At 63.3% G+C, this 12,324-nt stretch carries 6 protein-coding genes; 2 read left to right on the forward strand and 4 right to left on the reverse strand.

All coding sequences use genetic code 11. The features are described 5' to 3' along the window. Positions 1 to 2 precede the first annotated feature (2 nt). Entirely contained in the window at positions 3 to 1,421 is a 1,419-nt protein-coding gene (locus ACVWVP_RS25865) for an amino acid permease (RefSeq protein ID WP_457408763.1), read from the reverse strand. 381 nt (positions 1,422 to 1,802) lie between these two features. Here ACVWVP_RS25865 and ACVWVP_RS25870 point away from each other — a divergent pair, with 381 nt between their 5' ends. Then, entirely contained in the window at positions 1,803 to 4,886 is a 3,084-nt protein-coding gene (locus ACVWVP_RS25870; protein ID WP_457408766.1) for a transglycosylase domain-containing protein, read from the forward strand. A 63-nt stretch (positions 4,887 to 4,949) separates the two neighbouring features. Then, positions 4,950 to 9,758: an NEL-type E3 ubiquitin ligase domain-containing protein gene (locus ACVWVP_RS25875; RefSeq protein WP_457408768.1), complete on the forward strand. Its 4,809-nt coding sequence runs from the start codon at positions 4,950 to 4,952 to the stop codon at positions 9,756 to 9,758. 12 nt (positions 9,759 to 9,770) lie between these two features. Here ACVWVP_RS25875 and ACVWVP_RS25880 read toward each other — a convergent pair whose 3' ends face one another. Genes ACVWVP_RS25880 through ACVWVP_RS25890 form a run of 3 tightly spaced genes read right to left on the reverse strand, consistent with a single transcriptional unit; the run spans position 9,771 to position 12,292 of the window. Then, positions 9,771 to 11,003, reverse strand: coding sequence for a hypothetical protein (locus ACVWVP_RS25880; RefSeq protein ID WP_457408771.1), 1,233 nt, complete (start codon positions 11,001 to 11,003; stop codon positions 9,771 to 9,773). A gap of 36 nt (positions 11,004 to 11,039) precedes the next feature. Further along, positions 11,040 to 11,522 carry a fimbrial protein gene (locus ACVWVP_RS25885; protein ID WP_259171872.1) on the reverse strand — a complete coding sequence of 161 codons (483 nt, stop codon included), beginning with the start codon at positions 11,520 to 11,522 and terminating at the stop codon, positions 11,040 to 11,042. A gap of 29 nt (positions 11,523 to 11,551) precedes the next feature. Beyond that, positions 11,552 to 12,292: a molecular chaperone gene (locus ACVWVP_RS25890; protein WP_457408774.1), complete on the reverse strand. Its 741-nt coding sequence runs from the start codon at positions 12,290 to 12,292 to the stop codon at positions 11,552 to 11,554. Positions 12,293 to 12,324: the final 32 nt, after the last annotated feature.

Genomic DNA, 12,324 nt, shown 5'->3' on the forward strand with positions numbered 1-12,324 from the left:
CGTCAGACCGACTGAGGGGCAACCCGACCGTTGCCGGTCGGCTGCAGCTTGAAGACGTAGAACAACACCGTCAGCAGCACCAGGAACGCCGGCCCTACGTAGAGTGCCACGCGGGTATCCGGGAAGTAGGCCATCAGGCCGACCACCAGCACCAGGAACGCCAGGGCCAGGTAGGAACTGAGCGGGTACAGCCACATGCGGTACTTGAGCCCCGCCTGCTCGGCCGGGCTCAGGCCTTTGCGGAACTTGAGCTGGGCCAGCAGGATCATCAGCCAGGTCCAGATCGCGCCGAAGGTGGCGATGGACGTCACCCAGACGAACACCTGGTCCGGCACCAGGTAGTTGAGCAACACGCCCAGCAGCAAGGCAAAGATCGACAACAGCAGCGCCTTGCGTGGCACGCCATTGCGGGAGGTCTTGGCGAACGTGGCCGGGGCCTGGCCATTCTGCGCCAGGCTATACAGCATGCGCCCGGTGCTGAAGATGCCGCCGTTGCAGGAGGATAGCGCGGCGGTGATCACCACGAAGTTGATGATCCCGGCGGCGGTCTTGATGCCCAGGCGCTCGAACGTCATCACGAACGGGCTGCCCTGGGTGCCGATTTCATTCCACGGGTAGATCGACAGGATCACGAACAACGCGCCCACGTAGAACAGCAGGATGCGCCAGAACACCGAGCCGATGGCACTGGGAATGGTCTTTTGCGGGTTGCGCGCTTCACCGGCGGTGAGGCCGATCATCTCTACGCCCAGGTAGGCGAACATCACCATCTGCAAGGACATCAACACGCCCTGCACGCCGTTGGGCATGAAGCCGCCATGGCTCCACAGGTTGGCAATACCCAACGCCACGCCATCGTTGCCAAAGCCGAACGCGATGATGCCGACGCCGCCGATGACCATCGCAATGATGGTGACGATCTTGATCAGCGCGAACCAGAATTCGAATTCGCCGAAAGCCTTGACCGCGATGAGGTTGATGGTGCCCATGCTGACCAGCGCCGCGAGGGCCCAGATCCAGCGCGGCGTGTCGGGGAACCACACGCCCATGTACACCGCCACGGCGGTGATCTCCGCCACGCAGGTCACCAGCCACAGGAACCAGTAGTTCCAGCCCGTGAGAAAACCCGCCAACGGGCCGAGATAATCTTGTGCATAACGGCTGAACGAGCCGGCGACGGGGTTGTACACCGCCATCTCGCCGAGAGCGCGCATGATCACCAGGATCGCAAGGCCACCGATGATGTACGACAGCATGATCGCCGGGCCGGCCATTTCGATGGCCTTGGCCGAGCCGAGGAACAGGCCGACACCGATGCAGGCACCGAGGGCCATGAGACGAATATGGCGTTCGCCGAGTTCGCGTTTGAGCGGGCCGCCTTGAGCGGTCTCGCCAGGGGGCAGTGGGTTGCCGACGGGCATAGGGGTACAACCTCATCTTGTTATTGGATTGTCCGTTGAGTTTCCGGGGAACAGGCCGGTAAGCCTGCACCCTTGCCGAAACCGGGGCCGCCTGATAGGCGAACCGTTCTTGCCGGGCAAGATCAGCGGGGCGTGCAGTATAAAAAGCCCAGGTCAGGGTCTTTCACTATAAAAACGAGGCAATTTAGGTTAATTGCTTGCCTGAATTCAATTTAACAGGAGCATCTATCCTGTCTACCGCGACAAAACGTCACGCAGGGCGCCGAACGACGTAGCTATCCGGAAGATTCTGGCCGGGAAAATACATTTCCCTCACAGGCAGCCCCCAGCGACTACGCTTCTAACAAGTCCGATCAATCTGCGTGTAGGGATCAATCGACTATGGGCGCACTGTGGCAAACCGATTCGACCAAGGCTGCGAAAGTACAAGGCAGTCCGGACACAGCGCCTTTACCCAAAAATAAACCCAGGCCCCGCTACGGCCGTCGGCTGTTCTGGCTGATCGTGCTGATGGGCTTGATTGCCCTGGGGTTCGCCGCCGCCAAAGAGATGCGCACCTCGCGCCTGCAAGCCCAGGAACTCAGCCGCCTGGCCCGCGACCTCACCTACCAGGTAAAACCCGGTGCCAGCGATGCCATAGTCTATCCGGGCGCAGGCCCCTTCGACCGTCGCCTGGGGTATAGCGACCTCGACACCTTTTTACCGCGCCTGCTCAAGCGCGGTTACGTGATCCAGGCCCAGTCGCGCTTCTCCCCTGAACTGATGGACTACAGCGCCAGAGGCCTGTTTGTGCCCTATGCAGAAAAGATTCAGGCCGGGCTGTCGATCACCGATTGCCGTGGCGTGCCGCTGTACCAGTACAACTACCCGCAGCAGCTGTACGACAGCTTCGCCTCGATCCCGCCATTGGTGGTCAACAGCCTGCTGTTCATCGAAAACCGCGACCTGCTTGACCCCGCCCAACCCCAGGCCAACCCGGCGGTGGATTGGCCGCGTTTTGCCAAGGCCGCCTGGTCGCAAGTGGCCAAGCTTCTGCACCTGCCGGGCCAAAGCGCCGGGGGCAGCACCCTGGCCACCCAGTTGGAAAAGTACCGCCACTCGCCGGACGGCCTGACCGTGTCGGGCGGCGAGAAACTGCGGCAGATGTTTTCCGCCGCCGTGCGCGCCTACCACGACGGCCCCGATACCCTGACGGCACGCAAAAACATCCTGCGCGACTACCTCAACAGCGTGCCCTTGTCAGCGGTGCCCGGGCATGGCGAAGTGCACGGCATGGCCGAGGGCCTGCGGGTGTGGTACGGCGCCGACTTCAACCAGGTCAACCAGGCCTTGCGTGGGCCGGTGAACGCTGAACAGGGCTTGGCGTTGCGCCAGGTGTTGTCGCTGATCATCGCCCAGCGGCGCCCCTCCCATTACCTGGCCAAGGGGCGCGACGAACTGGCCCAGCTCACCGACAGCCACCTGCGCCTGCTGGCCCAGAATGGCGTGATCGAGCCAGTCCAGTTGAAAGCAGCCCTCGCCAGCAAGGTCACTTACCGCGACGGGGTGCAGCAACCCACCGTCCAACCGATCGAGACCAACAAGGGCATCAGCGTGGCCCGCAGCCGCCTGGCCGCCCTGCTCGACCGGCCGCTGTACGACCTCGACCGCCTGGACCTGTCCGCCACCACCACCCTGCAAGCGCAGTTGCAGGGCCAGGTCAGCGACTACCTCAAGCAGTTGGCTAACCCCGACTACGCCCGCCAGATCGGCCTGCTCGGCGAACGCCTGCTCACCCCCGCCAGCACCGCGCAAGTGCGCTACAGCTTCACGCTGTTCGAGCTGACCCCGGACGGCTCACGAGTACGGGTGCAAACCGACAACACTGATCAACCCTTCGACATCAATGAAGGCAGCAAGCTGGAACTGGGTTCCACCGCCAAGCTGCGCGTACTCACCACGTACCTGCAGATCATCACCGAGCTGCACGACAAGTACGCCGCCCAGGCCCCCGCAGCACTGAAAAAAATCGTCGTGGATGACCAGGACCGCCTGAGCCGCTGGGCCCTCGACTACTTGATCCAGACCCCGGACAAATCCCTCGCCAAGATGCTCGACGCCGCCCTCGACCGGACCTATTCGGCCAGCCCCGGCGAGCGTTTTTTCACCGGGGGCGGCCTGCACACCTTCCACAACTTCCGTAGCCAGGACAACGGCCGCAGCCCGACTCTGCGCGATGCCTTGCGTGAGTCGATCAACCTGCCATTCATTCGCCTGATGCGCGACGTGGTGCGCTACGTCACCTACGCCGGCGAAAACAACAGCGCCGCCTTGCTCAAGGACGACAGCGACCCGCGCCGTCAGGAATACCTCGCCGGTTTCGCCGACCGCGAAGGCACCACCTTCCTGCGCAAGTTCTGGAGGAAGTACCAGAAGAAAGACACCCAGGCGCGCCTGGAAACCTTCCTCGACAGCCTGCGCCCCACCCCTATCCGCCTGGCCGCCGTGCACCGTTACCTGTTGCCCAACGCCAGCCAGGAAAGCTTCAACCTGTTCGTGCGCGCCCACATGACCGGTATCCAATCCCCCATCAAACTCACCGACGAGCGCCTCGAAAAACTCTACAAGGACTACGGCCCCGGCACCTACGACCTGCCCGACCAAGGCTACATCGCCAAAGTGCACCCCCTGGACCTGTGGCTGCTGGGCTACCTGCTCAACCATCCTGACGCCACCTTCACCGACGCCGTCAAAGCCAGCCAGTTCGAACGCCAGGAGGTCTACAGCTGGCTGTTCAAGAGCCGCCACCAAAGTGCGCGGGACAGCCGGATCCGCACCATGCTGGAGATCGAGGCGTTCCTGGACATTCATCAGCGCTGGAAAGCCGTGGGCTACCCCTTCGACCACCTGGTGCCGTCACTGGCTACCGCCATCGGCAGCTCCGGCGACCGCCCCGCCGCGCTGGCGGAACTGATGGGGATCATCCTCAATGACGGCGTGCGACCCCATGTGCTGCGCATCGACACCCTGCACTTTGCCGCCGACACCCCGTATGACACCCACGTGGTCAACGACCCGGCGCCGGGCAAGCGGGTGATGCCGGTGGAGGTGGCCCAGGCCTTGCGTGGCGCGCTGTCCCAAGTGGTGGATGCCGGCACGGCCAAACGGGTGGCCGGCAGCTTCAAGCTCGCCGACGGTACGCCGCTGGCCATGGGCGGCAAGACCGGCACCGGCGACAATCGCATCGAAGCGATTGGCGCAGGCGGGCGCGTGCTGAGTTCGAAATCCATCAACCGCACCGCGACCTTTGTGTTCTACCTGGGCGAACATCACTTCGGCACATTGACAGCCTTCGTGCCCGGCCAGTCAGCCGAACACTTCACCTTTACCTCGGCGCTGCCGGTGCAAGTGCTCAAGGGCATGGCGCCGATCCTGATGCCGTACCTTCAACCAGGCGAGCAGACGCTGTGCCGCCTAAGTATGTAACGCCAGAGGTACAGCACCCGCCTTTAGGCTGGCAGCCTTGTCCACGACACAAGGTTATCCGTCATGCCCAACGGCCCGAACTACTCCCTGATCAAACGCAACTTGCCCACTTGGCTGGGCACCACGGCCTGGCCTCGGGCCCAGGCGTTGGGCTCGGTATCGATGGATCACCTGCCCAGGCTTCTAAGAACAGCCGACCAGGACCACGCCCCGTTGAAGGCGGCCAACGCCAGGGCCTGGACCTTGCAAAACCGGGTCGACAAACGCCTTGAACACCTGCAGGACCTCTACGCTTTCGCCACGCCCTTGCTCAGCCGAGCGCTGCGCGAACGCTATGGGCTCGACCTCGATGTGCGCGCCACGCACCTGTTCCTGGTGGTCGCCAAGGGCACGCATCTGCAGGGGAGCACCAGCCGCACCCTGTCGCTGCTGGACGCCGCATTGCAGAACTTCGCCAAGGACGAAACCTTCACCGACAGTTCTCGCTACATCACCCGGCCGGATGCGCGCGGTCACTTCACAATAGAGGCGCACGAGGCGCGGATGAGCATCGCGCACTTCATCGCGCTGTGCCGCGAGCTCGACCTCGGCGCGCACTATGCCCGGCACCTGCGCCAGCACCTGCTCGACGCGCCGGGCCTGCAAGCCGAGGTCATCGCCAGCCAGCAGGCGGCCCTCGACAACGCCGCGCACCTGGCAGTGCTGCAGGGCGATATCCCGCCGGCAACGTTCCAACTGCTGCAGCGCACGGTCAAGGGTGAACGCGGTGTCATGCAGTTTTATCGGCTGCGCCTGCAAGACACACTGCTGACCGGCATCCTGATGATTGCCGCCGACCTTGACCTGGCCAGGGACGTTGCGCCACTGGTGCTGTATATCCCTCACGATCCCCACGGGGCGATCCAGCATTACCCCAGCACCCTGGCGTTTCGCACCACCCTGCTGGAGCGCTTGAAGACCCCGGCCTACCGTGACTTTTTCGCCCAGTTCGTCGACCACGCCGGGCGCGCAACATTTTTCAGCGGAGTGCAGCAGCGCGCCACCTTTGCCGCCGTGCGTATCGACGGCGACCTGTGGCCACAGCTGTACCAGGCCGCGCTGAATAAAATCCTCAACGATGGCCGCACGCTTGCCGTCTCCACCGCCGCCGCCGACCGTCGCGCCCGCTGGGCCTGGTGGGACGCCCTCGGCCAAACCCTGGAAGGCGCACTGAACGTGGCGCTGCTGGTGATCACACCGTTTGTGCCGCTGCTGGGCGAAGCGATGCTGGCCTACACCGCCTACCAGTTGCTCGATGAGCTGGTGGAGGGCGTGGTCGACCTCAGCGAAGGCCAGGCACGCGAAGCCGCCGGGCATTTCGTCGGCGTGGTCAGCGACGTGGTGCAACTGGCGGCGTTCGGCGTCGGCGGCCAACTGGCGCAATCGGCGTTCGTCAACGGCCTGCAGCCCATCGAGGTCAACGGCAAGACGCGCCTGTGGCACCCCGACCCACGCCCTTATCAACAAACGCTGCAACTGTCTGCCGAGTCCAGTGCCGACGCGCTGGGGCTGCATACCCATGCCGGGCAGAAAATCCTGCCGCTGGACGGCGCGCACTATGCGCTCACGTTCGATGCCGCCAGCGGTGACCACCACATCCAGCACCCCACACGCCCCGACGCGTATGCGCCGCCGATCCGCCACAATGACGGGCCCCGCGCCTGGAGTGACGAGCGGCGCCTGCAGGCACTCGGGCCGTTCGATGCCGCGACCGGGGAACAGATCCTGCACACCAGCGGCCTCGACCACGGCACCCTTCGCGCCGTGCAAGCCGATGACCAACCGGCACCGCTGCTGGACGACACCCTCAAGCGCATTCGCCTGCACCGGCAAGCCGCCGCGTTGCCGGAAAAACTCCGTGCGGGCGAACCGGTGGACCACGACACCTACTGGAGCCCGCACATCGCCCGCGAACTGCCCGGGTGGCCCGAGGATCACGCGATCCTGGTGTTTGAAAGTGCCGATCTGAGCGGCGACCACCTGCGTTTCGGTGATCACGAAGCCCCCCATACCCTGGCCATCAGCCGCGAGGACTTGAACCAGGGCCGCTTGCCTGAACGCCTGGTAGAGGGGCTCGACCCGCAGCACTTGACCACCCTGCTCGGCACTCTGCCCGAAGGCCGCGCGGCGCAGGTCGATGCCCTGCGCAACCGTCTCGCCGACCAACTGGCCCGGCACCGGGGCGCGATGTTTGCCTACCTCTACCGCCACAGTGAAGACCTCGGCAGTGAACACGGCCTACACGTGCGCGAGGCCTGCCCCGACCTGCCAAGGCACCTGGTCGAACACGTCATCGCTCAAGCACGCGCAGATGAACTGGCGATCATGGACACCGAAAAACGCATGCCCCTGCGCCTGAAAAATATCGCTCGTGAACTGCACGTGCAGGCCCGTGGGGCCCATGCCTTCCAAGGGTTCTACGACCCCGACCTGTTGGGCCCGGCCACTGAACAAATGGTGCTCGACACCTTGCGCCTGTTCAGCGACAGCCTGGCCGACAGCCGAATTGAAGTCCGCCAGCACAGCCCTATCGCCACCCTGCGCGCCAGTGCCGGGCCGCAAGCCGCGAGCCAGAAACGGCTGTTACTGAAAACCGACGGGCGCTACGCGCTGTACGATGGCAACAGCCAACCCTTGCAGCCAGCCAGCGATTTTTTCGACGCCGTGCACCACGCCCTGCCCGCGGCAAAACGCAGCCGCTTTGCCGATGGCCCGGCACTCAAACGTTGGGTGATGGGCAACCTGCTCAGCACCGAATCGCGACGCACAGTACTGGCCGAGCCTGCACCCAAGCCACGCCTGCAGCCCCTGCGACTGCTGCAAAAACCCATGCACGCGGTGCCGTCATGGAGCAGCCGCCTGTTCCCCGGCACACTGGAACAACGGGTGAAGGCGCTTTACCCCTACGCCGAGCAAACGGTCATCGACACCTACCTGGGCAGCCTTGAAGACCCGCTGCAACGGCAACGCTTCGAAGCCCGCGAGATCGAAAAGGCCGAGTTGCAGGAGGACCTGAGCAACTGGATCAACGCCATCCCTGCCGACGAACCACCAGGCCCTGGCCACCAGCGCGCTTACCTGGCCAAGGCATTGCTGCGCACCTGGGAAGAAAACCTCGACGCCGACGACACCGGCGTGCGCCTGAGCCTGCAAAGCGTGCGGCTCACCGGCCTGCTCGGCAACTTGCGCCTGCGCGCCAACTTCGAACATGTGCTGCACCTGGACTTGATCGATGCCCAACTGCTCAACGGCGATATGCGTTTTCTCGACAGTTTCCCGCACCTGATCAGCCTCAGCCTGCGCAACAATCAACTGAGCCAGCTGCCCACCGCCATCACCCGCATGGCCTCGCTCACGCACCTGAGCCTGGAGAACAACCCGATTCAGTGGCAAGCCGACAGCCTGGAACACCTCAGTGGTCTGACCCATTTGCGCCAGGTGTCCCTGGCACACAACCGCCAGCTGACGCAGGCACCGGATATCACCCGCTGGCCGCACCTAGAAGCGTTGTCGCTGCGCAACACGGCGATCAGCAACTGGCCCCCCGGCCTGTTCGAGCGCTCCAGGCCCTGGGGCTTTTACCTGGATGTGCAAAACACTGCGATTCACAGCGTGCCGCATTTCTTGCCCTGGCAACCCCAGGCCGGACTGCTCGCAAGGGCCCGCCTGGACCGCAATCACCTGAGCCTGGAGGCCGAACAACGCCTGGTGAGTTATCGCCTGGAAGCCGGCCTGGACCCTTATCGCAGCTACCCGCCAAAAGGCGATGTCGGGTTCTGGCTGGAGCAGGAACAACCGCACCACCATCCCTGGCTGCGGGCGTTATGGAATGACGTGGAAGCGGAACACGGCTCCCAGGGCTTTTTTGAGGTCATCAAGAGCTTGGAGCCCTCAGCGTTTTTTGAAGAGGACCAGGATGCCGCGCTGTACGAGCAGGGCCGCAGCGACCTGACCGACAAGGTCTGGCGCATGCTGCTGGCCATGGAAGCCGACAGCGACCTGCGGGTGCGGCTGTTCCAGATGGCGAGCAACCCGGTGACCTGCGCTGATGCCGGGGCGCATATCTTCAATGCCATGGGCCTGGAGGTGCAGTTGGTGGAAATCGACCGCGACCTGCACGGCCAGTTGCGCGAGCTTAAATTGGCCCACCTGGCGCGGGGCAAGTCCCGCCTCGACCGTCTCAACCGAGCGGCCCAGGCCGATATCCGCCAGCGCATCAAACCCCGGCAAGACGGCGGCCAGGGCCTGCGTTTCAGCACTGACGTGATCGACGGCGTACCGGGTACGGTGGACGAGGTGGAGGTGTACCTTGCCTATCACACCGGTTTGAAAAGCCGCCTGAAACTGCCATGGGTGCCCCCTTACATGCACTACCGCAGCACGGCCGACGTGGGCCCCACCCACCTCAACAGCGCATTCGACACGGTCATGCGCGCAGAGGCCCATGACGGGCTGGTGGAAGGCATGCTGGCGCAGCCGTTCTGGGACCGCTACCTGCGCACCACCCATGCCGGACGGTTCCAGGCCAGCCTGGCCCGTGCCAATGAGCTGATCGACCCCCTCGACGACTTGCTGTTTGCCCAGAACCAATGGGCCAACGCCGACGCTGCAGAACGCGAGCGCCTCAAGCCTCGCCTGCTGGCGCTGGCGGACGCCCTCAACGTGCCGCACGCCGAGGTGCTCAGTGGCCAGCCGATGAGCGCCGAGACGTACGAGCGCCTGCTCGCGGCAGGGTTTACCGAGGAGGTGCCCAGTGAACATGACCTCGCCCGCCAACTGACGCGCGATGTGCTGCAGCGTTTGACCGCGTACGAGAGCAGCAGCGCCGATTGAACCAGGGATGCACTACACCTCCGAATCCCACACCACCGTGACCGTGCCGTGATAGGTACTGCCCGGATGTTCCAGCATCTGCGCGACCCCATCTGCCTTGACCTCAAAATGCAGGGTCGAGGGTTTGCGGTCGACGTATCGCGCGGGCTGGAACAACTCGGTGCCGCTGCCATCCAGGGTCAGGGGTAAACGGTTGACCGGGCGCCCGGCAGCGTCACTGAGCCCAGCGGGCAACGTGACGGCGACATCCAATGGCACCTGGTGGCCAGAGGCGTTGCGCAGGCTGCAAGTATTGCCCATGGGTTCGCCACACTCCAGGTTCATCTTGAACTGCGAGCTGGCCCAGAGGTTGACGGTCTGGTCGCGGAACAGGCGGCTGGGCTTGCGCCCGTTTTGCAACCAGGCCTGCCAGCCGCCCTGGGGTTCGAGCCGGATGTGGTTGCCGCCGGGTGGTACCTCCACTTTCAGGACATGATCAACGTCCAGAATAAAATTAAGTGTCGCAATATTGTCGTGGGGCAGGACGTTGTCACCCAGATCGAAATTCATACCGGGGCCGACTGTGTAGGTCTGGCTGCCGTGATAAATGCCTGCCGACATGGCCAGCGGGTTCGGCGTGCGCAATTCGTAGCCGAAATGCACATAGCGATACTCGAACCTGGGCAAATCAAACAATGCCTGCGTGGCGCACGCTCCCGCATTCTCCGGTACTAGCCAAAACCAGATCACATAGTAACTGTTCCCGTTAAGCCCTCCGGAGGCTACGCAGGGTGCTGGCGCGCTGCTCCAACGGCCGGCACTCCATAAATTCCAGTAATTGCCGCCACCCGTGATGACTTGCACGTCGCCATAATGGTCGGCACGCCCGCCGATCCCGGATATCCGGATTTCCAACTCGGCGCTGTTGCCTTGTTCGTTGGTGACCGTAACCCTGCGCCATTCCGATGGCACCTTTAAATACGCACCTTGACGAGGATCGGCGTGGTGGGCGGCCACGGGCCCACCTGTGGTTTGCGGAAACGAGCCCAACGGTAAATTGAGGCTAAACAAACCTCGCGGGGTGCAATACCCAACAAAGTGTTCGCAATAGCCACTACTGGGGGTCGTGTTCTTGAAGCGATTGACCTGCGGGTTGGCAGGGTCCGGGCGAAACTCAGCACGAACCTCTACGGTGCCCGCAATGATGGAGGAGCAGAACAGGGCGAGGATGAAAAAAGCCAACCCTTGATACAGAAAATGCATCATTGCGTATAAACCTTTCATTGTTGAAACGCTTGTCGATCAAGGCGCCACTGCATCGAACACCATATGCACCGTGCCGAAATAATTGCCGGGGCGATAATCGTCATCGGGCTTGATCGCGGCGACCTCCAGGGCGACCCGTTTACCCGGCCGCGCGTCCGCCATGGTCACCACTTCAGATTGGGCAAGGCCCAGTTCGACGTCATTGAAGGTCACACGCAGGTCCACACGGTCAGTGCCGTTGAACAGGTACGCCTCCTGATCCAGTCGTGCCCCGATGGCACCCCCGACGTTTTTTACATCGAACGCCGCACGCAAGGTGGCCAGCTGCGAGCTGACCGGGTTGTAGGCCAGCACCTGCTCACGCTGCACCAGTTGCGGGTCCACTGGCAGCACGTAGAAGTCAGCGGTGGGGATGGTCACGGACACCTCGAAGGTCTCGCGCTCGACGGCCGCTTCCACCTCGGCAATCGAGAGCCCCAACAGGATGATCACCATCACCAGCACGATAAACTTGTACATAGGTTCACCTTTCGCGATAGGCCAGAGACTCACCCCTTGACCTCGACTTTCCTGGTTTCGCCGCCTTCGATCAGGCTGAAGCGGTATTCACGCCCCGGCTGCTTGTCGAACCCGTAGGAATGGCCGGCGCGGATGTGATGACGCAGCGTTGGTCGGCATTCCTGCGGCGAAGCGGCGGCGCAGTCCTTGAACTCGTCGATCACCACCACGCTGTTGCCGTTGTTGTTGAGGGTATAGCGCGTGCCGTCGTCCTTGATCGCGGTATCGAATCGGGTGTCTTTGGGCCGCACGAAAAATACCGTGCCGTAGCCGGCCAGCACGCGCACGCCGGCTGCCAGGCTGTCCTTGTAGTCGGCGCGTTCTTCGTCGGTAACGGCAAAGTCGTCCTCGGCCTGGGGCACCACCGGCACAAAACGCACGCGGAAGTAACGCTCCTTGTCACGGTTGCCCATGAACAGCAAACGCGTGCCCTGGGTGCCGTTGGCCGGCACGATTAGGCGCGCGGGGCTGGCCATCAAACCGTCGCGGGCGGCGGCGCCCGCCTGGTTTTGCAGGGGCACCTCACGGTAGGTGCCGTCTTCGTCGTAGATCATTTCGAGGATATTGACCTTGACGAAGGCCGTGGACGTGCCGCCGTTGAACACCCGTTTCATGTAGGTACTTTTGTCACCGCCGAGGTAGTCATACACCACCCCCACATTAATCTGCGGGCCAGCCAGGGCTCCGAGGGGAAACAGCAACAGCGCGTACAGCATCAATAGACGTTTCATTGAGTCAACCTCTGGTTCATGACGAGAAGACG

Source organism: Pseudomonas sp. TE24901, from assembly GCF_054058375.1.